Raw genomic sequence first — 25,017 nt, 5'->3', positions numbered from 1 at the left:
CAACGACCGCTACTGCGGCAAACGCGGTGCGCCCATGGCGGCGCGAATCTCGGGCGCCGCCATGAGCGGCCGGTCGAGGTCGCCTGTCACGGCCGCGACGGTGCGCCGCGCGGCACTATCGCCGTAGGGCGTGCCGAGTATTTCGTCCTGGATGCGCTCCAGCGCCTCCTTGTACCAGCGCGCACCGCTCTGCTCGCAATGACGGCCTGCCTCGCCCATCACCGCGAGCGCTTCACCGTCGCGTGCTTCGTTCATGAGTGCGCGCGCGAGCTGGCCCGAGAGCATCGGCAGCGGCGCAAGAAAGCGCGTGGCCCGCAACGCGGCAATGGCGACCGCGAGGCGCGCCGTGGCGTCAGGCCCGGGCTGCGTCAGCGTGGCGAGCCAGGCGTCGTAGCAGGTGCAACAGGTGCTCCAGATCGTGAGGCCGAAACGCGTGGACAGGCGCTGCAATACGCCGATGCCCTGCTTCGCCGCAGCCGCATCGCCATTGAGGAGCGCGAGCGGCACCGCCGCCTCCACGAGCACGTAGCACGTGACGATCTCGTGGTCCGCACGCATGGCGGCGTGAAAGCTCTGGGCGGCCAGTTCGCACGCATCGTGCCGTTCGCCTTGCGTCCACAGCACCCGGGCGAGCGTGGCCCGCGCGACGACGCTATGGTCGATGCGAAAGCCCATTGTGTGCCAGCGCGCAAGCGGCGCTTCGTATTGCCCGATCATCTGTTCGAGCAACTCTCTCGCGCGCGGCTGATTGCCCGCGTAGTGTTCCGCGATGCCTTCCACGCGGGCCGCGAGCACGGCATGAATCGCCTCGCCGGTCGCGCGCGCCTGCTCGCCGAAACGGCGCGCGAGCGTAAGCGCCTCGCGGGCGCGTCCGCCGTATTGATGCCAGTTCCACAAGCCCCAACGCGCGCGCAGGGCGTGCCCCGTGTTGCCGGCGCCCAGCGCGTGATCCAGTACGCGCGACCAGGCCTCGCGTGTTTCTTCGAGCGGACCGTCCGTATAAACGGCCGCTGCCGCGAGGCCGGCAACCAGCGTCATAGGCGTTTCGGGGTCGACGGGCAACGCGGCCTCGCCTCGCTGCGCGATGCGTCGCAACGCTGCGCGGGCACGGCTGCAGCACTCCTCCACCAGCGAAAGCTCATACAGCCATGGGACCGTGATGGCCGCGAGTTCGATTCCCACCGCGGCATCCCCGGCGCCTTCGAGCGTCCAGTCGAGCGCAGCACGCACGTTGCCGAGTTCGCGTGTGAAGTGCATGAGCCATTCTTCGACGGGCTGCTGGGTCCATTGCTTCTGCAATTCGCGAAGCAGCGTCAGGACGAGGGAGGCATGCGCGTCGGCGGCTCGCGCGCGCTCGCCCCCGTCGTCGAGTTGCTGCCGGGCGTACGCGCGGGTCGTCTCGAGCAGGCGATAACGGTAGCCCGCGCCTTCCGGTTCCGTGGCAAGCAACGAGCGCGCCGCGAGTCCGCTGAGTGCATCGAGCGTCGCGATTGCGGTGAGGCCCGCGTAGTCGCCCACGGCGCGTGCGGCGTCGAACGTGAAGCTGCCCACCAGCATGCCCAGCCAGCGCAACAGCTTCTGTTCTTCCTCGCCGAGCAGGCGGTAGCTCCAGTCGAGCGTAGCCTGCAGCGTTTGATGGCGCGGCAACGCCGTACGGCGGCCGCCCGTGAGGATGCTGAAGCGGTCGTCGAGGTTCGCCGCGAGCTGGCCGAGCCCCAGCACGGCCGCGCGCGACGCAGCCAGTTCCAGTGCGAGCGGAATGCCGTCGAGCCTGCGGCACACGTCTGCGGTAAGTCGAACGGCGGCTTCGTCGAGCACGAAATGCGCACCGTCGGCCTGCGCGCGCGTGAGGAAAAGCTGCACGGCGGGCGTGTCGAGCACGTCGCTCACCCCGACCGTGGGCGACGGTAATGCGAGGGGCTGAACGTGGTGGACCGTTTCGTCCTGCACGCGCAGCGCTTCGCGGCTCGTGGCCAGCACGCGGATGCGACCGTCGGCCGCCACGAGAGATTCGGCGATGGCGGCGGCGATGTCGAGTATCTGTTCGCAGTTGTCGAGCACGATCAGCGCCTCGCGCTGGCGCCATTCGTCAGCGACTTGCGCCAGCGCAGCGGGGCCCGCCGCAAGCCGGCTGCCCATGGCGACCGCGAGCGCATCGAGCGCTGAGCGCCAGCCATCCGCGGCCGAAAGCGGGACGAACACCACGCCATCCGCAAACTCATGCTGCAGGAAATGCGCGAGTTCGATAGCGAGGCGGGTCTTGCCGATGCCGCCCGTCCCGACGAGCGTCACGATGCGGTGTGCGCGCAACGCATCAGCTATCCCGGCGAGCGCTTCATGCCGGCCGATCAACTCCGGCATACGCGCAGGCAGCGGTTGGCGCGACCTTGACCTGGCGTCGGATAGCGCCGGCTCTTGAGGGTTGTCCGAAACCGACGGTTGCGCCGTGCCTTCGCGAGCGGGTTGCGATGAGTCGACGGGTGCCTGCACGACGGGCCTTGCCGCCGGCGTTGTAGTGGGGCTTACAACGGGCTTCGACGAGCCTTGCCCAGGTCTGCCCTGCTTCGCCGGGCCGGGCGTGGAAAGGCTCTGCGGCGCGCCGTCCAGAATCAACCGGTACCCTCGCCCAGGCACCGTACGAATACGATCCCGCTCGCGGCCGAACACGCGGCGCAGCGCGCAGACGTGGACTTCGAGATTGTTCTTTTCGACCACCGTGGTCGGCCAGACGCGGCGAATGATGTCGTCTTTCGCCACAACGTCGCCTCTCGCCGCAATCAGAAGCGCGAGGATGTCGAAGGCCCGGCTGCCTGTGCGCACCTTGCGCCCGTCCACCCGCACTTCGCGGCGGTCGAGCAAGACTTCGAGTTGCCCGATCTTGATCGTCTTCATGAGAAGGAGTGGTGTTGAAGACCATGACGCTGGCAATCAACTGCTGCCCATGCTCACATGCTTCGATGCCGCGTCGAATGGCAACGGCGATCACGGGGACGGCGGCGCACCGCCACGTCGTTGCCCGACGACAGCGGGAGACCGGAGTGTACAACGACAAAAGGACGAGACAGGGTGCACCGCGCACGCCGGAGCGGCGGTGGGTCGCCGGGCGCCAGCGGCGAAGGGAACGCTTAAAGGAGATTGCGGCCGGCGAGCAGTGCTCGATCCCGCACCAGTGCGTTGCTTCGTCGCCGCAGCGACGAAACTCGATTTCAGAACAATGGCCGCCGAGTTTTTCTCAGAGAAGCAGCGCGAACGCCAAACCGTATCGAGATGACCGACCTAAGGCAGCGCTTCTTCAGACCGGTCGTTGAAGGCCTGAAACTGCTCACGGTATTTCTCGTCACCCTGCTGCGCCGCGAACCGAAGCGGATGCACGCGTTTGACGAGCACTTCGCGCACGTCGGGCTGGGTCTTCAGAATCGTCATGACCTCGTCGATGAATTCGGCAAGCGGCATGGCGTTCGGGTCCGTCGCCTGATGTGCGCCCAGCAGTTCGGTCTGCACATAAGGCGGCACGATCTCCACGACATCCACCGACGTATTGCGCAGCTGATAGCGCAGCCCATCGCTGAAAGCATGAATGGCCGCTTTCGTCGCGCAATACGTGGCGGTGGGTGCCAGCGTGAGGAACGCCAGTCCCGACGACACGAACATCACGGTGGAGCGCGCCTGCTTCTTCAGATGCGGCAGCAAGGCAGCCGTGAGACGTATCGGCGCGAGCAGATTTGTCGTGATGGTCGATTCGGCCACCGTGAGATCGACCGGCTCTTTACGCCAGTCCTCCAGCGCCATGATGCCCGCGTTGTTGAGCACGGCATTGAGCGTCGGATAGTCGTGCACGAGCTTCGCTGCGAAGCGTTCGATGGCGCCGGCGTCGCTGACGTCGAGCACGGCTGTTTCCATGCCGGGATTCGCCTCGGCCACTTCACGCAATGCCGCCTCGCGACGGCCCGCGATGATGACCTTGTTGCCAAGGCCGTGGAACGCTTCGGCCAGCGCACGACCGATGCCCGAGCCGCCGCCCGTGATCAGAATCGTATTTCCGGTGACGTTCATCGTGTTCTCCTGGGGTTGACGTAGCGGAGCATAATTCCGTCAGTCTCTTTCCGGAAGTAGGCACTTTTATGGCCGATACGAACACGACGGTAAGTAATGGGACAACTGCGGCGACACCCAGGCAGACACCCACGCAGACCCACTCCGCAGCCGGCAGGCGAGTCGTATTTCAATCGCCACACGGCACGCCGTCCACGCCCGAAATCGACGACATGGTCATGCAGGCCATCGCGCGCATTGCCGACAAGTGGACCATGTGTGTGCTGGAAGTGCTGGCACAGAACGGCGTGCTGCGTTTTACACGCATCGGCGAACTGGTGGGCGGCATCAGCCAGCGGATGCTGACGAAGACGTTGCGGCAACTGGAAGACGACGGTTTCGTGACACGCACCGTTTACCCCGAAGTGCCGCCACGCGTGGAGTATCAACTGACCGAACTCGGATCGAGCCTGTGCGCGGCGTTTTGCAGCGTGTGGCTATGGGTCGAAGCGCATGGCAGCGAATTGCGCTCTATCAAGGCGTCGCGCCGTCCGTCGCGAGCAGCGAAGGACGGCGCGTAGGCGCTGATGAAGAGCCCGCGTTCGCGGTCACGTCAGATCTGCTGCTGGCCGCCGTCGACGAAGAGTTCGGCGCCATTCACGAAGCTCGAATCGTCCGAGGCAAGGAACAGCGCGGCACTCGCGATTTCGTCGGCCTCGCCGAGGCGGCCCATCGGAATCAGCGTGGCGAGATAGTCGAGCAAGCCTTGCTGTTGTGCGGCGTCCGGGCCCGCCAGTTCGGCAAGGCCGGGCGTACGCGTGGCGCCTGGGCTGATGGTGTTGATGCGAATGCCGCGGTCCTTGAGGTCGAGAATCCAGCTGCGTGCGAAGGCACGTACGGCAGCCTTGGAGGCTGAATAGACGCTGAACGCGGCCGTTCCGGCGCTGCCCGCCGTCGAACCCGTCAGGATCACTGACGAACCCTTGCCGAGCAGCGGCAATGCCTTTTGCACCGTGAACAGCATGCCCTTGACGTTGCGGTCGAACGTGTCGTCGAAGTGCTCTTCAGTGATGCTGCCAAGCGGCAGCATCGACCCGCCGCCGGCGTTCGCGAACAGCACGTCGAGACGGCCCTTCTCTTCGCGAATCTGCGCATAGAGGCGGTCGAGTTCGGCCAGCTTCGTCGAATCGACGCGCACGCCCGTGGCGCTTGCGCCGATCGACTTCACCGCCGCCTCCAGTTCCGCTTCGCGGCGGCCGGTAACGTAGACGTGCGCGCCTTCCGCGGCGAAGCGACGGGCGCTGGCGAGGCCGATGCCACTGGTTGCGCCGGTAACGAGTGCGATCTTGCCTTCGAGTTTGCGTGCCATGACGTTTCTCCTTCGTTCGTTCAATGCGTGAATGAGGTACTGCGGTTCGGTGTTCGTGCTGCGATGTGAGGAGAATATCGACGACCTCTTCTTTTCGAAATAGAATTAATCGAAAACCAACGTTGCAGAAATGAAATGACGAAACTGCCCGATTTCGAAGGACTCGCGATGTTCGCCAAGGTGGCTGAAGAAGGGTCGTTCGCCGCGGCGGCCCGCGCGATGGGCGTGTCCGTCGCTACCGTCTCACGCGGCGTGGCGCGTCTTGAAGACCGGCTGGGCGCTCGGCTCTTCAACCGCACGTCGCGACAGCTCGCGTTGACGGAGTTCGGGCGCACCATCTGCGAGAAGGCGAGCGAGATCTATCGCCAGGCGGAAGAAGCGGAAAGCGCGGCGCGCGAGATGTCGGTGCAGCCACGCGGGCTCGTTCGCCTCGCCGTACCGATGTCGTTCGGCTTGCGCTGGGTCGCGCCGTTGCTGCCCGGCTTCTTTCGCACGTATCCGGAGGTCAGCATCGATCTGCACCTGTCCGATGCAACCGTCGATCTGGTGGCCGAGGGCTTCGATGCGGCGCTGCGCATCGCGGCGTTGCCCGATTCGTCGCTGGTGGTGCGCCAGCTGTGCACGGTGAAGCAATTCGTTGTGGCATCGCCCGAATACCTGAAACGCGAGGGCCGGCCTACCCATCCGCGCGAGCTGGCCGACCGTCCCTGTCTCTCGTACGCGTACCGCGCGCGCAGCGACGTTTGGCGCTTCACGAACGACGCTGGCGACGAAGAGCCGGTCACGCCCGTGGGTCCGCTGCGCGTCACGAATGCCGACGCGCTGCTGCCCACCTTGCTTGACGGACTTGCTATCGCGGAACTGCCTGAGTTCATCGCGGCGGCGTATCTGGCCGACGGTCGACTGGAGGCCATCCTCACCGACTGGTCGCTGACGACGGGCGGTCTGTATTTCGTCACGCCGTCTGCGCGTGCACGGCCCGCGAAGGTAAGCGCGCTATCGGACTACCTGGTAAAGCATCTGTCCGAGCCTTCGTGGCAGTGGCCAAAGTGATACGAGAATGCGACGCGAAGAGGTAAAGGGCAACGCGCCGCTGTAATCGCTTTTCGACGGCAACCGTTGCATGGCACAGGCAACCGCGCTCGCAGTCCAGCCGCTGCAAGCAACTACCGTCTCCTGCAAGTATTTCGCGTGGGCTCGCCGAACCGCCGCCGTTTCGAATTACGCTTGCGTCATGACTTCGTCCCACTTCAAGCCAGGCGCCTGATGATCAGCAACACGATGCATAGCTACCAACCCGAAAACGGACACGGATTGGCTCACGATCCGATTCCGGCCATTCTCGGTCCGCGCCCGATCGGCTGGATCTCCACGTGCGACACCGAAGGCCGTCTGAATCTCGCGCCCTACAGCTTCTTCAACGTCTTCAACTACCGCCCGCCACTGGTTGCCTTTTCAAGCGTAGGCAAGAAAGACAGCGTGCGTAATGCCGAAGCCACGCGCGAATTCGTCTGCAACCTGGCGACGCGCGACCTTGCAGAACCGCTCAATCAAACAAGTATCGAAGCCGGTCCCGAGGTGGACGAGTTCGTTCTTGCGGGGCTGACTCCAGTTGCCTGTTCCATCGTGGCGGCTCCACGTGTCGCGCAGAGTCCGGTCGCGCTGGAGTGCCGCGTCACGCAAATCCAGCAGTTGACTCGCGCCGACGGGCACGCGCTCGACACGTGGATGGTGATGGGTGAAGTGGTCGCCGTGCATATCGATCGCGCGTTGCTGCGCGACGGCATCTACGACACTGTGAGCGCACGGCCCATTCTGCGGGCAGGCGGCCCCGCGGACTACTTCGAGATCCTGCCGCAAGGGCGTTTCACGATGTATCGGCCGAAGTAGGTGCGGCCGGCCGAGGTGTGGTCAGCTGAGGTGTGGCGGAGCGGGTGCGCCGCATTACGCCGGCGGCCGATGCCGTTCGATGAGTTCGCGCAGAATATCCTTCAACGTATCGATCTTCTGCTGGCTGAACGGTTCGAGAATTGCGCGTTCGTGTTCCTCCGCGAGCGCGATCAGCCCTGCGACAAGGCGCCGCCCGTTGCGCGTGACGCGCACCAGCGTATAGCGCCGGTCGTCGCGGCTCGTGGAGCGCTCCACATGCCCCTGGGCCTCGAGGCGCAGCAGCAGACGCGTGACGGTGGGCTGCTTGCTGACCGTCATCTGGGCCAGCACGGAAATGCTCAAGGGTCCGTTACTGGCGAGTGTCGACAGCACCCGCCATTCCAGCACCGAAAGCCCGCGCTGCTCGACCACCGCATGAAACTCGGTGGAAACGAGATGCCAGGCCTGACCGAGCAGCGCCGGCAAATAGTCGTCGACAAACGCCTTGGTTTTGGACATGCCCGTCGCTGCCTCATCGTCTTGCGGAACCAGCAGCGATTCTACCTGCCCCGCGGCGTCGGTCCGCGAGGCATCGGGTTGCGCAGACACCGTCAATGCGTCCCGTCCAGCAGCGACCCAAACCCCGGCACCGCGGTGCTCAAACCCAGCCGCTTGAGCATCTGCCATGTCGTTGCTACGGATGACGAAAGAACGGGCAAACCCACGCGGTCTTCAATCGGCTGAACCGACGCCAGCGACGGCATCTGCACGCAGGCCGAGGCCACCACCGCATCGACGTTGGCCGTGTTAAGCCGCTTCGTGATCTCGATGGGCGCACGCGAGTCCTGACGGCCCACCTCCAGGTTGTCCGAAATTTCCAGCGAAATACTGTCTACCACCTCGATGCCCTCGTTCTCGATGTAGTCGATCACGAGTTGCGTGAGCGGCTTCATGTAGGGCGTGAGAATGGACACGCGCTTTGCGCCCAGCGCATGCAGGCCATCCACGAGCGCGCCCGCGCTCGTCACGACTGGCGCCGGCCCGCCGTTCTCCTGCGTGCGACGGGCTAGCCGTTCTTCGGACACGCGGTGGTAGCCGCGCCCCATGCTCATGATCGCCACGAGGCACGCATAGCCCAGCACGTCCACGCGCGCGTCCGAAAGTTCGAGCGCGCAACGGTCGCTGTCCGCGTCCATCGACGCCAGCTCTTCCTTCGTGACGTGCTTCATGCGCATGCGGCTGGAATGGAACGTGAAGCGCTCCGGCGCCACGGCCTCGCGTGCGCGCAGAATCGCGGGAATTTCCGTTTCCATCGTGGTGTTCGACGACGGCACGATCTGGCCGACGCGGTAAGTACGGGCGGCGCTCAAGGCTGCGTCTCCTGGTTGAGGTCGAAACTCGATTCCGCGGCAACGTTGAGTTCGTCGTATGCCGCGGTGTCTTCGAAACGCGCTGCTTGCAGAGGACGGCGATTCACGCGCAGATCGAACACGTCGAAGCGGTTGTAGTGGCCGGTGATGTCGTGCATCTGTCGCGGTTGAATGCAGCGCGACAGATCGATATCGGCATACACGATGCCTTCCTCGTCGATGAGGGGCTGCCCGATCACGCGCCCATCCGGACCGAGTACGCCAGAAAACGCGCTGTTCCGACGGGCAAGCAGTTCGCGCGACTGCGGATGCGTCGCGGCCATCGCCTCGATGATCTCTTCGGATACCGTAGAACATGAGACGATGGTGAACAGCTTGCCCTCGAAGCAATGGGCCGCCGCGCGCACCTTGATGGCTTCCGCCATGTCGTAGTCCGCAGGCGCCACGGGCAACGCGATATAGCTCGCCACGTGCACGAGTTCGCCCTGTGCGAGCAATGCGAACCGCGCGAGCGTATTGGTGTTCTCGCCGCATGCCAGCGCGCCGAGCGGTCCAATGCTGGTGTCGTGCACGCGCAGCGCCGATGCATCGCCGGGCGCCCACGTGAGCTTTTCGGCCCACGTCGGCACGAGCTTGCGGTGACGCCCCAGAATGCGACCGTCGTCAGCAATGGTGACTACCGTGTTGTACAGCGTACCGATGCCATGCCGGTTGCGCTCGTTCACGCCGATCACCACGTTGATGCGATGCCGTGCCGCGGCCTGGGCAATCTTCGCGATTTCTGGGCCCGGCAGTTCGATCGCGGAACGCGCGAGCTTTTCGAACCACGGGCTTGCCTCCACCGGGTTCATGATCCAGCTCCAGTACGGATAGCCGGCTACGAACACCTCGGGAAACGCCACGAGCCGGGCACCGTTGTCGGCGGCTTCTTCGATGAGACGGCAGACCTTGTCCACCGTCGCATCGGTTTGCAGAAACGCCGGCGCGGCTTGAACCGCAGCGGCCTTGAATTGCGGAAGTTCGAGCATGACGCGATCCTTCTGTCCGTGTGCGTGTGAGTACGCGTTAAGCGCGGCGCGCGTTGGCGCGCTCGAAGCCGGCACTGCCCACGCCCACCACGGGATTGCGCAGTTCGCCGATCTTTTCCAGCGTCGCTTCGATCACGTCGCCGGGCCACACCCACTCCTGCGGATTGCGGCCTGCGCCCACCCCTTCCGGCGTGCCCGTTGCGATGATGTCGCCCGGCTCCAGGGTAATGCCTGCGCTGATATCCGCGATGAGCGTCGGAACCTTGAACAGCATGTAGCGCGTGTTCGAGCTCTGCTTCGTCACGCCATTCACCTTGAGACTCAAATCGAGCACGTGCGGGTCGGGAATTTCGTCGGCCGTGACGATGACGGGACCGAACGGCGCGTACGTGTCCTGCCCTTTCGAGTAAATCCATTGACCGGCACGTCGGCAGTCGCGTGCGCTCATGTCGATCAGCAGGCTGTAGCCGAACACGTGCCGCAGCGCGTTGCCTTCGCTTACGTTCTTCGCGCGCGTGCCCATGATCACCGCCAGCTCCACTTCCCAATCGAGCTGCTTCGTGATGGCTTCGTTGTGCTCGATCGAATCGCCCGGGCCAATCACCGTGGTGGGCGGCTTGCTGAAGATGACGGGCTGTTTCGGCAGTTCTTTGGACGTGTCCAGCGTGCGGCTCGATTCGGCCACGTGCTCCACGTAGTTGAGGCCAATGCCGAAGATGTTTTTGCGTGGCTGCGGAATAGGCGCGAGCAGCTTCACGTTCGCAAGCGGTACCGTTGTGCCGAGCGGCCAGCGTCCATCGTATTCGGCAAGCAACGCCGTGGTGGCGGCCACCGCTTGCGGGCCGAGGTCGATGAATTCCAGCATGTCGTCCGGCAGCGCGTGGCCCGTCTGCTCGCCGAAGCGCTGCAGGTCCACCACGGTGTCGCTCACGATGGCACCCAGACGTGCCGCAGCGCCAACGTGAGCGCGGAAGGTTACAAGTCGCATGTCATTCTCCAGAGAAGGTTCGGGCTCTTAAAGGAAAGCGCCGTCGCGGTTACGCCAGCGGCTGAAAGCCGCCGTTGTCGGCCAGCGCTTCCTCGCGATACAGGCCAAGTTTTTCCATGACGGGCAAGTCGTTGAAACAGAACAGGCACGCGTCTTCGCTGTTGCTCGCGTTCGCGTGCTCGTGCCACGCCCATGACGGCACGCAGAAGATGTCGCGCTCCTGCCAGTCGAAGCGGTGGCCGTTGACGATGGAGTAGCCTCGCCCCTTCGCCACCTGATAGATGAAGCTGCCCGTGTGGCGATGCGCCTTGCCGGCGAATCCGGCCGGCAGCAGTTGCATGCTGGCGCCAATCGTCGACATCACATGGCCGCCTGTCACGGGATTCGTGTAGTGCATCAATGCGCCGTCGAACGGATCGGGGGCACACGCTTTGGCGTAGCGCTGCAACGTCTCATACGTGGGAGCCCACTCGTATTTGAAGAGCGGCGAATACGGCTTGTTCCAGCGTGCCTCGTGCGGCCGCAACCCGGCGCCGCCCCAGCGCGACACGGCATCGTCCACGGGGTAGCCCACCGCCTGCTGCAAGTCGGGATGCACGGCGTAGAAGCCCGCCTCCAGGGCGTTGACGAGCGGAATATCGAGACCGTCCTGCCAGATGCAGGGCAGGCCATCGGTCTCCACGCCGTGTTCGTGCCACGTGCCGTTTGGCGTGAGCACAAAGTCGTTCGCGCCCAGCGTCATCTTGTGGCCGTCCACGATCGTGTAGGCGCCCCGCCCTTCCATGATGAAGCGCAACGCCGACGACGAGTGCGCGTGCGCCGACGCCCGCTCGCCGGGGTGCATCACCTGCAACCCCGAGTACAGCCAACCCACTGCCGCCGACACATCGCGACGCCCGGGGTTGTTCAGATAGATGACGCGACGCCCGGCGCGCTCGGGCGTGACGAGCGCGACCGAGCGCAGCACGTGCTCGCGCAGGTCCGCATAACGCCACAGCACCGGCACCGATTCCGACTGCGGCTGCCACGGTTCGATCTTGTTCGCTACGGTCCACAGCGCGCCCGTCTTCAGGCGATCGAGTTCCGCGTAATACGACAGCAGTTCGGGCGTATCGGCCACGTTTGCGCGTCCCGCCACCTCTTCGCGATACTGGTCGTACGGTTGAGTGGTCATCGTCAATCTCCCAGGTGTCGATGAAATCCGGATTGCGCGGCCACGCACGCTCGCGCCGGATGACGCGCGCTCATGAGCGGCCTCGCGCGAAGCTGCGTTCCAGCTGGTCTTTACCGGGCAGCCACGGTGCGGGCCATTCCACGTCCTTCCAGCCCATCTGCGCGCTTTCACGCAAGAGCCACGACGCATCCGCGAGATGTGGACGCGACAGCGCGCAAAGATCCGCGCGGCCCGACGCGACGATGCCGTTCACCTGATCCGCTTCGGTGATCGCGCCCACCGCGATGACCGGCACGCCCGCTTCGTTGCGGATGCGGTCGGCCATCGGCGTCTGGAACATGCGGCCATACACGGGTTTCTGCTCTGCCGAGACTTCGCCCGACGACACGTCCACGAGATCGGCACCGGCCGCATGAAGGCGCCGCGCGATTTCCACCGCTTCGTCCACGGTCGTGCCGCCTGCCACCCAGTCCGTGCTCGATATGCGCACAGAAAGCGGCAGATGGGCCGGCCACGCATCGCGTACAGACGCCAGCACTTGCAGCGCAAAGCGCAGCCGGTTCTCGAGCGAGCCGCCGTACTCGTCGGTGCGGTGATTCGTGAGCGGCGAGATGAAGCTGGACAGCAACTGCCCGTGGCCCGCCTGGAGTTCCAGCCAGTCGAAGCCGGCCTCGATAGCGCGCCGCGTTGCGGCGACGAAGAGCGAGCGGATCTCTTCGAGATCGGCACGACTCGCTTCGCGCGGTACCGGCGAAACGCCGGGCAGGTACGGCAGCGCGCTTGCCGAAACGAGCGGCCAGTTGCCGTGCGCGAGCGGACGATCGGGCTGCTGCCAGCCCAGTTGCGTGGAGCCGCGTCGCCCCGCATGACTCAACTGCACGCCGATACGCGCGCTGCTGTGCGCATGAACAAAATCGGTGACGCCTCGCCATGCCTGGGTCTGCTCATCGTTCCAGAGGCCCGGGCATCCCGGCGTCATGCGGCCTTCGGCACAGACCGCGGTCGCCTCGGTCAGCACGAGCCCCGCACCGCCTAGTGCGCGTCCACCCAGATGAACGAGATGGAACGACCCAGGCACGCCGTTCTCGCTCGAATAAAGCAGCGTGGGCGAAACCACGACGCGGTTCTTCAACGTCACACCGCGCACCGTGTAAGGGGTGAGCAGCGGTGGCCGCGGCCGCTCGCCTGCCGCGGCTGGTGTTCCGGCACGTTGTGCGAGCCAGCGCTCGTAATCGTCCAGCCACTTCGGGTCACGCAGGCGCAGGTTCTCGTGCGAGATGCGTTGCGAGCGCGTGAGCAGCGAATAGGCGAACTGTTCGGGCTCCAGGTCTGCATAGCGCGCGACGTTCTCGAACCACTCCGTGGAATTGCGCGCGGCGTTCTGGATCTTCAGTACCTCGACGCTTCGCACCGCTTCGTAATGCGCGAGTGCGTCGTGCAGATCGTCGGGCTTGGCCTTGAGCACGTTGGTGAGCTCGATGGCATCTTCTAGTGCCAGCTTGGTGCCCGATCCAATCGAGAAGTGCGCCGTATGCGCCGCATCGCCCATCAGCACGACCGGCACTTCGCGGCCGGCATTGCCGTCAGGCCGAGTCCAATGCACCCACTTGCCACAGATCACGCGCGGAAAGCGAATCCAGATGGCCGAGCCGCGCAGGTGTGACGCATTCGAGATCAACCGCTCGCCTTGCAGCCACGGCGCGAAGAGTTGCTCGCAGAAGGCGATGCCCTCTTCCTGCGACATCTTGTCGATACCTGCGGCGTGCCACGTCTCGTCGGTGGACTCGACGATGAACGTGGAGCGACCTTCTTCGAAGCGGTAGGCATGCGCCTGGAACCAGCCGTGCTCGGTCGGCACGAAGATGAACGTGAACGCATCGAACAGCCGGTTCGTACCGAGCCAGACGAAGCGGCATTGGCGCTGATCGATGTCCGGTTGAAACGTCTCGGCGTAACGCGTGCGCACGGGGCTGTTGATGCCGTCCGACGCGATCACGAGATCGGCGCCGTAATGTCTTGCCACCTCCTGATCGTCGCGCACCTCGGTCTCGAATACGAGCTGCACGCCGACCTGCTCGCAGCGCGCCTGGAGAATGTTCAACAGCTTTTTTCGGCCGATGCCGATGAAACCGTGGCCGCCGCTGCGAACGCATTGGCCCTTGAAATGAATGTCGATGTCGTCCCAGCGGCTGAACTCGTCGGCAATCTGCTGGGCCGACACAGGGTCGGCTGCGCGCAGATTGTCGAGCGTGGCGTCGGAGAACACCACGCCCCAGCCGAAGGTGTCATACGGGCGGTTGCGCTCGATCACGACCACTTCGTTGGACGGATTCTGGAGCTTCATCAGCAACCCGAAATAAAGCCCCGCCGGGCCGCCGCCGATACACGCAATTTTCATCATCGTCTCCTTCTTACCCGTTGACCGCATCGGCGGTCAGAGCCCGCCGCAGAATGTCGGGAATATCGATTGCACGGTGCGTCTCCAGCGACGTGGAAACCACCACCTGGGTCACGCTCATGCGCACCTCGCCGTCCGCACCCACGCAACTGAGCGCGAGCGTCAGCGACTTGCCGCCGAGGCGCGCCACCTCAAGCGTCAGTTCGACGTCGTCGCCCATGCGGCTGATGGCACGGAAATCCGCTTCCAGGCGGACCGTCGGCAAGCCGAACCGATGCTTGCCGATATAACCGGCGAAGCCCTCCGGAATCAGGCTGTCGATCCACGCTTCCAGCAGGTTGTTGAACATCACGAAGTACTGCGGGTAAAACACAATGCCCGCGGGATCGCATTCGGCGAAGCGGATGCGGTGCGGCTTCGAAAATTTGCGCGGGCTCATGCGGGCTGCCCTCCGAGCGAAAACGCGTGGCGATCGAGGCATGCGCGAAGCTGGTGACCGTGCTCGTCGGCAAGCGCGGCCTCTCTAAGTTCGCGCAACGTGCGCGGCGCAAGCGAGCGCAGATGCCGATCCACCACAGCCATCAAGGCTTCGTAATTCTTCAGACCGCGTGCATGGGTGTCGCCGTAGCCTTTCACGAGCCGCTGGCAACGGGCGATTTCGAGCGCCAGTACTGCATCCACACCCGCTGCGCTGCGAATGCGAGCGAGCCAGGTCTCGATACGCGCGTTCTCGAGCGCGTAGCGCAACGTGGTGCGCCGCCCGCGCTTCCAGCGCGCCAGCAGATACAGCAGCAGGAAGCCACCCAGCCCGCTCGTGCGCACCACGCGGCCCGCCGTGGTGAAGCGCGCCACGAAACGGTGCACCGCGTGCGGTCGCGCAAGCCAGCGGCCCAGCGGCGCAGGCAAGGTTTCGCAGATCTCGTCCATGCGGGGGTGCATGAACTCGTTGATCTGCAACAGCTGGTCGGCCTTCGCGCGAACCTCGCCGCGCACCCGCTCGAAGCGGCTCGCGCGAGTCTTCAGGTCTGCCACACGAATCGTGTCTTCGTACGACATCCACAGTGCGAGGTGCCGCGCCGTTTCGCCCAGCAATTCGGCATCGGCGTCGCGCGATGCGAGGCGCACCGCATCGAGCCGGTCCAGATACAAGTCCGCATACGGCACGTCCTGGTAGTCGAGCAGGCGCCGCACGCCTTCGAGCGCGAGCGTTTGAACGTCGGCGGGCAAAGCCCGTACCCGCTCGACGAGCGCGGCAACCGCAGGGTCGCGCGGGTTGCCGACCGTTGAAGCAGGCGTCGCGGTAGCCTCCGCCCCGCCTGCCGGGCGCGCCGCGCGTGCAGCCGTATAGCCCGCATCGAATGCCTTGAGACTCGGCTTGACGCCTACGCCGCCGCGCTCGATGGTCGCCTCGAACTGCGCGCGATTGAACGGCAGCACGTCCGCGGCGCTCAGGGCGCCGAACAGCACGGCGCTGATGACACTGCCGGTTCGTTCCGCCACCTGCGCCATATCGAAGCTGACGAAGCGCTTCGCGGCGCGTTGCGCGTGATGTGCCAGCGCATCGCTGTTCACGCGGCCATCGCCCATTGCCGATTTCTCCGCGATGGAGTACACGCGATGGCTCGATGCAATCAACGTGGTGCGTTCGGGCGTGACGATGCCGCGCTGCACTGCGCGCCCAGCTTCCATCAGTTCGGACGCTAGGACGATATCCACGTCGCCCGGCATGGGCATCAGCGCGAGTACCGGTGCACGCGGCGCAGGTTCGGCACCGTGCGGAAACAACTCGACGTAATAGATCGTGGCGCCGGTACGCTGCGCGACGCCGGGCACAGAGGTGGTCTGCGCGAAATAGCCGTTCTCCTCGCCCAGGTTGACGACCCAGTCGGCCAGTACGCCGCCGCCTTCCCCGCCCATGGCGAGTATCGCGATCTTGATTGGCTCAGCAACCATGGTGGAACTCCTGCAATGCGTTGTTACGGGTGCTCGTTTTCATGGCGCCGTCCTCAGAATGCATACCGCGCGCGCCGCTTCGCTTCGCCGCGCTGCAACCAGCCGATGACGGCGTTGCGAACACGCTGACGCAACCGGTCGATACGCGTCGGATTACTGACGATCTGCGCGCGATAGAACGACGGGCACAGTACCGCCGCATGCGAAACCTCGCCGCACAAGCCGCAGCCCACACAGCTGTCCACCACCGTGGCAACCGGATCGCGACGCAGCGGATCGGGATTCGGCTTGATCGAAAGCGATGGGCACCCCGAGAGCCGGATACACGAGTGATCGCCTGTGCACGTATCCGGGTCTACGCCGAAGCGCTCGCGCACCACGCGCTCGCCCGCGGCAATGGCCTTGCGCACCTTCGGCTTCTCGCGCCGCTGCTTGTTCAGCATGCATTCGCTCTGGGCGATCAGCACCTTCGGCCCCTTCACCTTCGTGGTCAGGGCTTCGCGCAACGTCGCCGTCATGGCCTTGAGGTCGTACGTGCGCTTGATCGTGCGAACCCATTGCACGCCCACGCCACGCACCGCCCGTTCGATTTCGTGTCCGGTGCTGCGCGTCGGATTGAGCGCCGTGGAAGACAGAATGTCCTGACCACCCGTTGCCGACGTATAGCTGTTGTCCACGATCACGGTGAGGTTGTCGCTGCGATTGAACACCGCATTGGCCACACCGCTCGTGAGCCCGTTGTGCCAGAAGCCGCCGTCGCCCATCACCGAGATTGCGCGCTTGCCGGCCGGCGCATTGAGCGCGGCAGCACCGGCACCACCCAGGCCATAGCCCATCGTCGTGTTGCCGAGGTTGAACGGCGGAAGAATGGAGAACAGGTGGCAACCGATGTCGGCGCTCACGTGATGCGGGCCCAGTTCACGCTCGACGAGTTTCATCGCGGTGAAGATGGGGCGCTCGGGACAACCGGTGCAGAAACCGGGCGGCCGCGCATGCACGGCGTGATCGAGCGCGGGCAGTTCGTTGGCGTCCTCGCTTTGGCTAGACGCGGCCACCACCGGGATGACCTTGCGCTGCGGTGCCACTGCCTCTGCCGCGGGCTGCACCACGGATTGTGCCTGGAGCACGCCGTATCGTTCGAGAAACGCCCGCACGCCGGCCAGTACCGTCGCGGTGTTGTATTCGCCCGCAAGCGGCAGCAGGTCTTTGCCGTGCAGTTCGATCTCGATGCCCAGCGTGCGAAGAATGCTGCCCACGTTCTGCTCGACGAAATTCGGCTGGCCCTCTTCGAGTACGAGTACCGCGCGCTTGCCGCGACAGAACCGCTCGAATTCGTCGTCCACCAGCGGATACGCCACGTTCATGACGTAAAGCGGAATCTTCGTTTCGCCGTAGACGTCGGCGAAACCCAGCTTCGTGAGCGCGCGGATCAGCGTGTTGTAGGTGCCGCCCTGCAATGCAATGCCCACGTCCGCCGCATCTTCCGCGAAGAACTCGTTGAGCTTGCGTTCCTGAATGAAGCGGATGGCCGCGGGCCAGCGCTGCTCCACCTTCTCCTTTTCGTGCTGAAAGCTCGCAGGCGGCAACACGATGCGGCTCAGGTCGCGCGTGGGCTGCTCCAGTGCGTCCTTGATCGTGAATGCCGAGCGTCGGTTCGCCGACGTCACGAATTGACCGTGCACATGGCACGCGCGAATGCGCATCTGCAACATGACGGGCGTACTGCTCGCTTCGGAAAGATCGAAACCGTCTTTGACGGCCTGCACAATGCACGGCAGGTTGGGACGCGGATCGAGCAGCCACATCTGCGACTTCATCGCGAACGCGTGGCTGCGCTCCTGCATGATCGACGACCCCTCGCCGTAGTCTTCGCCCACGATGATGAGCGCGCCGCCCAGCACGCCGCCCGACGCAAGATTCGCGAGCGCGTCAGACGCCACGTTGGTGCCCACCGTCGCCTTGAACGTGACGGCACCGCGCAGCGGATAGTTGACCGAAGCGGCCAGGGTCGCAGCCGCCGTGGCTTCGCTCGCGCTGTTCTCGAAGCGGATGCCATGTTCGGCAAGCACGTCTTGCGCGTCGGCAAGCACATCCATCAGGTGCGAAATCGGCGCGCCCTGATAGCCCGCCACATAGGCCACGCCCGATTCGAGCAGCGCTTTCGTCACGGCGAGAATGCCCTCGCCGCTGAACAGCTCGCCGTCGCCAAGACGCAGCTTCTTCACTTCCTCCACAAACGACCGCTCGGCCATCGTGCTCCTCTCTAGCGTTTCGTCCCACACTCAGTTCATGGGTGCACTTTCGTCGGCCACATTGCATGCGTCAATACATGATTAATCATGTGTTTCTACTTTTTGCAGGCCGCGGACAAACGCTGCACGATCGGGATAGGAAGCGGCTCCGGGGCCGGTCAGCGGACGCCGTCTCCCGCAATAACGGGTGGCGAAACGCACTGCCGATGCCAGGTTTTCTGCGGATTCCCGTCATCCAGACTCAGGCGTACGATCGAACGCGATTCATGCAATCGCTGCGCTGCGCCGCACGCTTGCATGAAAAATCATATATAGCGGCATGGTTCTTGCGTAACGACTCTCGCGTCACGCACGCCGCTACAGAAGAACATCTGGTGCCTGAAGCCACCGAACGGCAGCTTCAGGCACCGTAATGCACACCCGCTGTTCGTGGGGTACCGCCATGCTTACTGCCCTGTCATCCACCACCGTCGTTCGCGCGGCGCCTCTTTCCGGCATGCCGGTCGAACGCGCGCTCGGCGATCGCGAACGGCTGCTGTTCGCCTCAGCCGATATCGACGAAGTACGCTCCATGGTGGGAAGAGTGATGAAACCGCACCGCCTTGGCGTGGTCGGGCACGGCCCGCGGCTGGACGCACGGATGTACCACGCGGCGCTAGGCGACCTCTCCGTGAGCCGCTTGCGTTATGGGGCAACGGTCGAGATCGAACCCGGTCCGCTCGAAAGCTTTTTTCTGGTGCAGATGCCCCTCACTGGCGGCGCAGAGATTCGAAGCGGTGCACAGCAGATCGAATCGACGCAGGAGCTGGCCTCTGTACTGAGTCCCGACGACGAAACGCGCATGCGGTGGGAAGCGGGCAACGAGCAATTCATGCTGCGCATTTCGCGTTCGCTCGTGGAACGTACGTTGATCGGCTACCTGGGTCACCCCCTGGACCGCCCGCTGCGCTTCGAACTCGGCTTCCGCTGGCGCGACACGGTAGCGTGGCGTTGTCTGATGAACTATCTGGCGGAGTGCTCCGCGCAGTTTCCCGAACTTGCGCAACACAAGCTCGTGATGGACCAGATCGAGCAGCTGGCGGCCTCCACGCTGCTCGCGGCGCATCGTCATAACTACAGCGAAACGGGCCCCGTGCGCCGCACGACCATCCTGCCCCGGCACATCCGGCGCGCCCAGGATTATCTGAAGGCGAATGCGCACGAGCCGATCAGCGCAGAGCAACTAGCCCTGGTAGCGGGCGTTAGCATGCGCAGCCTCTATGCCGGCTTCAAAGAGTTTCTGGGCGTGAGCCCGATGCAGTATCTGCGCGACCTGCGCATGGAGTGCGCGCGCACGGAGTTGATGACGGGCGAGGTCTCCAACGTGTCGGGTGTCGCACTGCGCTGGGGGTTCGCTCATATGGGCCGCTTCAGCAACGAATACAAGCTGCGGTATGGGGAAAGCCCGAGTCAGACGCTGCGCAGACGATAAACGTCAATAACGCGGAAAACAAAAAAACCGGCCCCAACCACGGGCCGGCGAGTCACCCTCTTGCAGATCTCAAACGGGTCGGCTTACGCTTCCACAAGCGCGAGCACACGAAGCGGACTGCCCGAGCCACCCTCGATCTTCAGCGGCGCCGACACGATCAGCGCCCCCTGCGGCGGCAACTGATCGAGATTCTTCAGACATTGCAGGCCATAGCGATTCGCCCCATGCATCAGGGTGTGGCACGGATAGGCGACCGGCCACGCGTAGGACTGACCTGCATCGGTGTTGATCGTCTCCACACCGAAGCCGTGCACGTCGCGCTGCTGGATCAGCCACTCCACGGCTTCCTGGCTCGGCCCGGGCGTATGAGCGCCGTCTTCGCGCACATTCAGGAATGCCGCCGGATTGTCGGCGCGCTTCGACCAATCGGTGCGAAACAGCACCCACGCATGCGCCGGAATGCGTCCATGCGCCCGCTCCCATCCCTCGAGGAAATCCACCGTCAACACCCAGTCCTCGTTCTCGCGTACCTGCGCGCTCGCATCCACGACGACGGCTGGCGCGACAAAGTTTTCCGGCGCGATGGTATCCACGCTGTTGTTCGGATAGTCGCGACCGCTCACCCAATGCACGGGCGCGTCGAAATGGGTGCCCGTGTGCTCGCCGCACGAGAAGTTGTTCCAGTACCACGCCGGCCCGGATTCGTCGTAGTGCGAAATGCGCTCCATCTTGAACGGCTGAACCTGCCCGAACTGCGGCGGCAGTTGCAGCGCGGGGAACGACGGCGACAACGTCTGCGTGAGGTCGATCACGCGGACGGCGCCGCTTGCAAGTTGCGCGGCCAGCGCGGGCAATATCGATTGGGCCGTGGACGTCATGGGATGTCTCCGTCAGTATCAGTCGAGGGTGTGATGTGAAATGAAGCTCAGGAAACCGGGTCCAGCGATGTGAACCGGCCCGCATGAAACACCAGTGGCGCGCCGCCGTCTCCGGCCGTCCGCACGATGCGCCCCACGAAGAGCAGGTGATCGCCTGTCTGCCGGCAATGATCGTGCGCGCACACCAGTGTGGCAATAGCGCCTTCGATGGCAGGTACGCCCTCCGGCGTCTCCGCCACCGCTACGTCCGCGAACTTGTCCGCTATCGCCGAACTCGCAAAGCGTCGTGCCAGCGCCTCATGGTCGCTGGCCAGGATATTGATCGCGAAATGCGAGCAGTCCTGAAAAGCAGAGAGACTCGGGGAATGCTGGACGAGGCTCCATAGCACGAGCGGCGGGTCGAGCGAGAGCGATGCGAACGAATTGATAGTGAGTCCGATCGCGCGACCTTGCGGTCCGCGCGTCGTGACGATCGCCACACCCGTGGGATAGGCGCCAAACAGCTTGCGCAGCGCGGCGGGTTGAACATCCACGCTGCCCCACGCCGAACCGGAATCCGTGGAGGCCATATCAGCGGCAATGCAGGTCGACATGCTGTTCTCCTCAAGCCACGGAAGCGGCCGTCTGATGGCTGGCGATGAAACGTTCGCACTCGGCCTCATCGGCCCACCACGGGAAATAGCGCGGCGGATGGTTGAAGCCGTTCACCACCGCGCTCGCGAGCGACGGCAACTGCCCCGCCGCACCAAGCAGATTGAGGATATGCGGTGGCGGTGGTGTGAGCAGCGAGTTGGTCCATTGCACGACCCACTTCGCGTAGTCCCAGAAACGCTCGAACGTGTCCTCCATCCACTCGCGCGTGTACGGCTGCTCGCCACGCGCGAGAATCGCATCGAGGTACACCTTGCACGCCTTCGTCGCGTTGTTCGAACCTTGTCCCGTAATGGGATCGTTCGTGGCCACCGCGTCGCCAAGACCGAACACCGGGCGCCCCGAAGGTAGCGTCAATACCGGTTTGCGCACGGTCGGTGCGAAGGCGCCGGCCAGTATGCCCTTGTCGTCGGTCAGCTCGACGTGCTTTGCACGCTCGGCTTCCCAGGGCAGATAGCCTTCGAGAAAGCGCTTGCTCGCGGCCAGGTGCTCCTGCGGCGTGCGCACGTCGCGCCAGCAATCGAGCGGGCCGCCCGGCACGCCCTCGAACACCATGATGTCGCAGGGCCCGCTGAGCGTCAGCGCGGGAAACACGAAGTATTCGCCTACGCCCGGAATCATGTTGAAAGAGATGCGCGCATAGTCTGGCGTCTTTTCGAGGCCGTGCACGTAGGTCAGCGCGAGCGCACGTTGTGGCTTGTCGAACGGCGAACGCGACGCGTCGCGCTCGAAGAGCCGCACCACCTCCCCCTTGCCGCCGGCGAGAACGACGAGGTCGTGCGTGTCGGCGAGCGCTTCGAGCTCGGCGACGCCTGCATCCTGAATCACAAGACGGCCGCCGCGCGCTTCGACCTGCTCCAGCCACGCCGACATCTTCACGCGCTGGTCGACCGACTGCGCCGGCTTGTCGAGACGCGCGTTCCAGTCGATCACCTTCGCGCCGCGCTCCTGAGGATGCGGCACCGCGAAGCCAATGCCGTGCACCTCGGGGCACGCGCGCTCCCAATCGTTGATACCAAGATCGCGCTCGATCTGCAGCGCCGGGTCGAACATGCACTGACTCGACATGACCTTGCCGCCGCGGATGTCCTCCGGCGTGCGATTGCTCACCACAGTCACTTCGTAGCCCTGTTCGAGCAGCCCGAACGCCAACGGCAGGCCTGCCTGGCCGCCCCCCACAATTGCGATTCGACGCATGGCTAGTTCTCCTTTCAAATTGACGTGGTTCGCGGGCTACACGCCCTCGCTGGCAAGACGGGCAATGGCCGGCACGGCCTGCTCGGGGCCCATCGCGGAGTAGCCGCCATCCACGGCGTAGTCCGCCCCTGTCACGAACGAAGCGTGTTCCGAGAGCAGAAAGGCCACCACGTCGGCCACTTCGCGCGGGTCGCCTACACGCCGCAACAGGTGATAGTCCGCAGCCACGCGGTCCGTCTTTGCCCGGTCGCCATGCGTGAGTTCGTCCATCACGCGCGACCACGTCCAGCCCGGCGACACCGAATTCACACGAATAGTGTCCGCGGCGAGATCCATCGCCATGTTGCGTGTCAGTTGAACCAGTGCTGCCTTCGAAACGGGATAGAGCCAGCGCCCCGTCTGCGCAACCTTCGACGAGATACTGGTGAAATTGACGATGGCGCCGCCGCCCGCGGCGACCATGTGCGGACGTACCGCGTGCGCAGCCATGACGGCGCTCACCACGTTGACGTCGAGCGCAGTGAGCCAGTCGCGCCGGCCCGATCGCGCGCCGTCGTCGAGATATGTTGCGGCGAGGTTGACGAGAAAATCCACGCGCCCGAAGTGTGCCGCCGCCTCGGCCACGCCTGCGCTCAACTGCTCGTCGTTGACGATATCGACCGGCCAGAACCGCACGGCCCCGGCATGCGCCGATGCGGCTTTCTCTCCGCCCGCCGCATCGATGTCGAATAGCGCCACCTTTGCGCCGTAACTGCAGAGCGCCTGCACCACAGCGGCTCCGATGATGGTGGCGCCGCCTGTCACGATTGCCACTTTGCCCTCAAGACCTTTCACGAGAACCTCCTCCTGATCAACGAATTCGAAGCCCGCGGCCCCCGCTTATAGGGGCTGCCCGGAAACCGCCCGACGAGATGTCGTGAAAGGATGATGGCTCGCCACAATGGCATGGACCTATCCAGGACCCGCAGGCGCTATCCGCTGTCTGCCGGTATTCGCTCGAGGTGCGATGCATGTCATCTGTGCAGATGCAGCAACGCGCCCAGTTGCGGCCTTTGTGCTATGCACTCGTGGTGCCGGCGCTGCGCGCGTTGCTGCCGGGCGTCAGAAGACGTGGCGCATCCCTACGCGCAACGCCATCTGGTTCTTGCCGTCAGACGGGCCGAACAGGATGATCTGCGCCTGTGCGCCGTCGCCTGTGGCGTGCTGGTACGTCACGCTCGTGTAGACGTCCGTGCGCTTGGAGAGCGAGTAGTCGAGCGTGAGGTTGATCTGGTGCGCCTTGTTGTCATTGAGCACCTTGTTGCCGTCCATGAACTGGTACGCGCCGACCAGATGGAATGCGCCGCCGAAGTTGTAGATCCCGCCCAGTTCATACACGTCGACGCGCGCCCCCGTGAACGTGTTCTTCGTGTAGGTGTAGAGCGCATCGAGATAGGCGTTGCCCAGCACGATACCGCCGCCCGCACCGAAGTTACGGATGCCTGAATTGCCGTTGTTGATGCCCGGATACTTCACGTACGTATACGCCGCGTCCAGATTGAAGACGCCGTTCGCATAGTCGATGCCGAAGCTCTGCGAGCTGTTCTGTGAAAACGAACCCGCTACGCCACCCAGCCCGTACATCGCACCGAAGCTCAGGCCGTTGAAACTGGGGCTCTCATACTTCACCGAGTTCGTGATCCGCTCGCCGGCCACGCGGTCAAAGTCGAACGCACCCGTGGGCTGGTTCGGCACGCCAAGGCCGTTGAACGGGCCCTGCCGCAGGTTCTGCAACGAGACGAACGGGAATTCCGGCCCGTAACGCTTCACCGCGAGCGAGGTGAACATGAAGTCATACTGGTTCCCGGCAACCAGCGTGCCCCACTTTGTATCGCTCAGGCCCACATATGCCTGCCGCCCGAATTCGTTGCCGATCAGCGCGCCATTGCCCGCGTTGAACTGCCCCTCCAACAGGAAGATGGCCGACAAGCCGCCACCCAGATCCTCTTTGCCTCGGAATCCGAACAGATTCGGCGACAGGATCCCCGTACCCATCGACACCTGATGCTTGCCGCCTACGTTCGTGTTGTAGTCGATGCCCGCATCGATCAGGCCATACAGGGTCACACTGCTTTGTGCACGCGCCGTGAAAGGCACGAACGACGCAGCAGCACACAACGCCATCGAGATGGCATTACCCCGGAATTGCCGCATTTTTCGATTTTTGCCGCTCATCACCACTCTCCTCAGACAGTCAGTTGTTTTGCTCCGTGATCCTTTTCATGCTGGTGCAGCAAAGCTGCTTCGCATGTGCGGATCATCAAATTCCAAAACGAGACTGGCTATCCGATTCCTGCAGCGTGCATCCGCGTGGTGAAGAAGACTTCGTCACGCGCCGCAACGTGTGT

21 protein-coding genes are annotated in these 25,017 nt (G+C 64.3%); 4 read left to right on the top strand and 17 right to left on the bottom strand.

The genetic code is table 11. From position 1 onward, the window contains the following. Positions 1-9: 9 nt before the first annotated feature. Together PKKP23_RS21990 and PKKP23_RS21985 are read right to left on the bottom strand one after the other, a co-directional pair. On the bottom strand, positions 10-2,892 hold the full coding sequence (locus PKKP23_RS21990; RefSeq protein ID WP_126878414.1) for an ATP-binding protein: 2,883 nt from the start codon (positions 2,890-2,892) through the stop codon (positions 10-12). Positions 2,893-3,276: 384 nt separating this feature from the next. After that, on the bottom strand, positions 3,277-4,053 hold the full coding sequence (locus PKKP23_RS21985; protein WP_126878413.1) for an SDR family oxidoreductase: 777 nt from the start codon (positions 4,051-4,053) through the stop codon (positions 3,277-3,279). A gap of 68 nt (positions 4,054-4,121) precedes the next feature. On the opposite strand from PKKP23_RS21985, the gene PKKP23_RS34855 reads away from it, so the two are divergent. Then, on the top strand, positions 4,122-4,613 hold the full coding sequence (locus PKKP23_RS34855) for a winged helix-turn-helix transcriptional regulator (RefSeq protein WP_275094583.1): 492 nt from the start codon (positions 4,122-4,124) through the stop codon (positions 4,611-4,613). A gap of 32 nt (positions 4,614-4,645) precedes the next feature. Here PKKP23_RS34855 and PKKP23_RS21975 read toward each other — a convergent pair whose 3' ends face one another. Beyond that, positions 4,646-5,401 (bottom strand): SDR family NAD(P)-dependent oxidoreductase, encoded by a 756-nt coding sequence (locus PKKP23_RS21975; protein ID WP_017776355.1) that lies wholly within the window; start codon positions 5,399-5,401, stop codon positions 4,646-4,648. A 135-nt stretch (positions 5,402-5,536) separates the two neighbouring features. On the opposite strand from PKKP23_RS21975, the gene PKKP23_RS21970 reads away from it, so the two are divergent. Together PKKP23_RS21970 and PKKP23_RS21965 are read left to right on the top strand one after the other, a co-directional pair. Further along, positions 5,537-6,454 carry a LysR family transcriptional regulator gene (locus PKKP23_RS21970; RefSeq protein ID WP_126878412.1) on the top strand — a complete coding sequence of 306 codons (918 nt, stop codon included), beginning with the start codon at positions 5,537-5,539 and terminating at the stop codon, positions 6,452-6,454. Between the two features lie 213 nt (positions 6,455-6,667). Further along, positions 6,668-7,291, top strand: coding sequence for a flavin reductase family protein (locus PKKP23_RS21965; protein WP_126878411.1), 624 nt, complete (start codon positions 6,668-6,670; stop codon positions 7,289-7,291). A 54-nt stretch (positions 7,292-7,345) separates the two neighbouring features. On the opposite strand, the gene PKKP23_RS21960 is transcribed toward PKKP23_RS21965, so the two are convergent. The 9 genes from PKKP23_RS21960 to PKKP23_RS21920 form a co-directional block, all read right to left on the bottom strand. Further along, positions 7,346-7,789 (bottom strand): MarR family winged helix-turn-helix transcriptional regulator, encoded by a 444-nt coding sequence (locus PKKP23_RS21960; RefSeq protein WP_026121766.1) that lies wholly within the window; start codon positions 7,787-7,789, stop codon positions 7,346-7,348. A 92-nt stretch (positions 7,790-7,881) separates the two neighbouring features. Then, positions 7,882-8,640 carry a maleate cis-trans isomerase family protein gene (locus tag PKKP23_RS21955; protein ID WP_126878410.1) on the bottom strand — a complete coding sequence of 253 codons (759 nt, stop codon included), beginning with the start codon at positions 8,638-8,640 and terminating at the stop codon, positions 7,882-7,884. After that, positions 8,637-9,668, bottom strand: coding sequence for a carbon-nitrogen hydrolase family protein (locus tag PKKP23_RS21950; RefSeq protein ID WP_017776350.1), 1,032 nt, complete (start codon positions 9,666-9,668; stop codon positions 8,637-8,639). Before PKKP23_RS21950 ends, PKKP23_RS21955 begins: the two co-directional genes overlap by 4 nt. A 37-nt stretch (positions 9,669-9,705) precedes the next feature. Further along, positions 9,706-10,656, bottom strand: coding sequence for a fumarylacetoacetate hydrolase family protein (locus PKKP23_RS21945; protein WP_126878409.1), 951 nt, complete (start codon positions 10,654-10,656; stop codon positions 9,706-9,708). 49 nt (positions 10,657-10,705) lie between these two features. Continuing rightward, positions 10,706-11,830 carry a cupin domain-containing protein gene (locus PKKP23_RS21940; RefSeq protein ID WP_126878408.1) on the bottom strand — a complete coding sequence of 375 codons (1,125 nt, stop codon included), beginning with the start codon at positions 11,828-11,830 and terminating at the stop codon, positions 10,706-10,708. 70 nt (positions 11,831-11,900) lie between these two features. Then, entirely contained in the window at positions 11,901-14,228 is a 2,328-nt protein-coding gene (locus tag PKKP23_RS21935) for a bifunctional salicylyl-CoA 5-hydroxylase/oxidoreductase (protein ID WP_126878437.1), read from the bottom strand. A 13-nt stretch (positions 14,229-14,241) separates the two neighbouring features. Next, entirely contained in the window at positions 14,242-14,667 is a 426-nt protein-coding gene (locus PKKP23_RS21930) for an acyl-CoA thioesterase (protein WP_126878407.1), read from the bottom strand. Beyond that, entirely contained in the window at positions 14,664-16,181 is a 1,518-nt protein-coding gene (locus PKKP23_RS21925) for an indolepyruvate oxidoreductase subunit beta family protein (RefSeq protein WP_126878406.1), read from the bottom strand. Before PKKP23_RS21925 ends, PKKP23_RS21930 begins: the two co-directional genes overlap by 4 nt. 53 nt (positions 16,182-16,234) lie before the next feature. Then, positions 16,235-18,433: a thiamine pyrophosphate-dependent enzyme gene (locus PKKP23_RS21920; RefSeq protein ID WP_126878405.1), complete on the bottom strand. Its 2,199-nt coding sequence runs from the start codon at positions 18,431-18,433 to the stop codon at positions 16,235-16,237. Positions 18,434-18,875: 442 nt separating this feature from the next. Between PKKP23_RS21920 and PKKP23_RS21915 the strand changes: the two genes are divergently transcribed. Then, entirely contained in the window at positions 18,876-19,904 is a 1,029-nt protein-coding gene (locus tag PKKP23_RS21915) for an AraC family transcriptional regulator (protein WP_168724588.1), read from the top strand. 83 nt (positions 19,905-19,987) lie between these two features. On the opposite strand, the gene PKKP23_RS21910 is transcribed toward PKKP23_RS21915, so the two are convergent. From PKKP23_RS21910 to PKKP23_RS21890, 5 genes are all read right to left on the bottom strand, one after another. Then, the gene (locus PKKP23_RS21910; protein WP_126878403.1) at positions 19,988-20,782 is read right to left on the bottom strand and encodes a cyclase family protein; all 795 of its coding nucleotides are present in this window, start codon (positions 20,780-20,782) and stop codon (positions 19,988-19,990) included. Between the two features lie 47 nt (positions 20,783-20,829). After that, complete coding sequence (locus PKKP23_RS21905) at positions 20,830-21,375, bottom strand: flavin reductase family protein (RefSeq protein WP_126878402.1); 546 nt, start codon at positions 21,373-21,375, stop codon at positions 20,830-20,832. A gap of 10 nt (positions 21,376-21,385) precedes the next feature. After that, the gene (locus PKKP23_RS21900; RefSeq protein ID WP_126878401.1) at positions 21,386-22,630 is read right to left on the bottom strand and encodes a styrene monooxygenase/indole monooxygenase family protein; all 1,245 of its coding nucleotides are present in this window, start codon (positions 22,628-22,630) and stop codon (positions 21,386-21,388) included. A 36-nt stretch (positions 22,631-22,666) separates the two neighbouring features. After that, positions 22,667-23,464 (bottom strand): SDR family oxidoreductase, encoded by a 798-nt coding sequence (locus PKKP23_RS21895; RefSeq protein WP_017776339.1) that lies wholly within the window; start codon positions 23,462-23,464, stop codon positions 22,667-22,669. Positions 23,465-23,731: 267 nt separating this feature from the next. After that, positions 23,732-24,844 (bottom strand): porin, encoded by a 1,113-nt coding sequence (locus tag PKKP23_RS21890; RefSeq protein ID WP_240659091.1) that lies wholly within the window; start codon positions 24,842-24,844, stop codon positions 23,732-23,734. Between the last annotated feature and the right edge of the window lie 173 nt (positions 24,845-25,017).

The organism is Paraburkholderia kururiensis JCM 10599 = LMG 19447, from assembly GCF_003986935.1.
In the GTDB taxonomy this organism is placed as follows: domain Bacteria; phylum Pseudomonadota; class Gammaproteobacteria; order Burkholderiales; family Burkholderiaceae; genus Paraburkholderia; species Paraburkholderia kururiensis.
Note: the sequence above shows the minus strand (reverse complement) of the source record. Positions and strands in the feature narration are given on the sequence as shown.

Excerpts from the sequence above, each read along its gene's own strand:
- PKKP23_RS21990 (WP_126878414.1), bottom strand. The coding sequence starts at position 2,892 with ATGAAGACGATCAAGATCGGGCAACTCGAAGTCTTGCTCGACCGCCGC.
- PKKP23_RS21985 (WP_126878413.1), bottom strand. The coding sequence starts at position 4,053 with ATGAACGTCACCGGAAATACGATTCTGATCACGGGCGGCGGCTCGGGC.
- PKKP23_RS34855 (WP_275094583.1), top strand. The coding sequence starts at position 4,122 with ATGGCCGATACGAACACGACGGTAAGTAATGGGACAACTGCGGCGACA.
- PKKP23_RS21975 (WP_017776355.1), bottom strand. The coding sequence starts at position 5,401 with ATGGCACGCAAACTCGAAGGCAAGATCGCACTCGTTACCGGCGCAACC.
- PKKP23_RS21970 (WP_126878412.1), top strand. The coding sequence starts at position 5,537 with ATGACGAAACTGCCCGATTTCGAAGGACTCGCGATGTTCGCCAAGGTG.
- PKKP23_RS21965 (WP_126878411.1), top strand. The coding sequence starts at position 6,668 with ATGATCAGCAACACGATGCATAGCTACCAACCCGAAAACGGACACGGA.
- PKKP23_RS21960 (WP_026121766.1), bottom strand. The coding sequence starts at position 7,789 with ATGTCCAAAACCAAGGCGTTTGTCGACGACTATTTGCCGGCGCTGCTC.
- PKKP23_RS21950 (WP_017776350.1), bottom strand. The coding sequence starts at position 9,668 with ATGCTCGAACTTCCGCAATTCAAGGCCGCTGCGGTTCAAGCCGCGCCG.
- PKKP23_RS21945 (WP_126878409.1), bottom strand. The coding sequence starts at position 10,656 with ATGCGACTTGTAACCTTCCGCGCTCACGTTGGCGCTGCGGCACGTCTG.
- PKKP23_RS21940 (WP_126878408.1), bottom strand. The coding sequence starts at position 11,830 with ATGACCACTCAACCGTACGACCAGTATCGCGAAGAGGTGGCGGGACGC.
- PKKP23_RS21935 (WP_126878437.1), bottom strand. The coding sequence starts at position 14,228 with ATGAAAATTGCGTGTATCGGCGGCGGCCCGGCGGGGCTTTATTTCGGG.
- PKKP23_RS21930 (WP_126878407.1), bottom strand. The coding sequence starts at position 14,667 with ATGAGCCCGCGCAAATTTTCGAAGCCGCACCGCATCCGCTTCGCCGAA.
- PKKP23_RS21925 (WP_126878406.1), bottom strand. The coding sequence starts at position 16,181 with ATGGTTGCTGAGCCAATCAAGATCGCGATACTCGCCATGGGCGGGGAA.
- PKKP23_RS21920 (WP_126878405.1), bottom strand. The coding sequence starts at position 18,433 with ATGGCCGAGCGGTCGTTTGTGGAGGAAGTGAAGAAGCTGCGTCTTGGC.
- PKKP23_RS21915 (WP_168724588.1), top strand. The coding sequence starts at position 18,876 with ATGCTTACTGCCCTGTCATCCACCACCGTCGTTCGCGCGGCGCCTCTT.
- PKKP23_RS21910 (WP_126878403.1), bottom strand. The coding sequence starts at position 20,782 with ATGACGTCCACGGCCCAATCGATATTGCCCGCGCTGGCCGCGCAACTT.
- PKKP23_RS21905 (WP_126878402.1), bottom strand. The coding sequence starts at position 21,375 with ATGTCGACCTGCATTGCCGCTGATATGGCCTCCACGGATTCCGGTTCG.
- PKKP23_RS21900 (WP_126878401.1), bottom strand. The coding sequence starts at position 22,630 with ATGCGTCGAATCGCAATTGTGGGGGGCGGCCAGGCAGGCCTGCCGTTG.
- PKKP23_RS21890 (WP_240659091.1), bottom strand. The coding sequence starts at position 24,844 with ATGAGCGGCAAAAATCGAAAAATGCGGCAATTCCGGGGTAATGCCATC.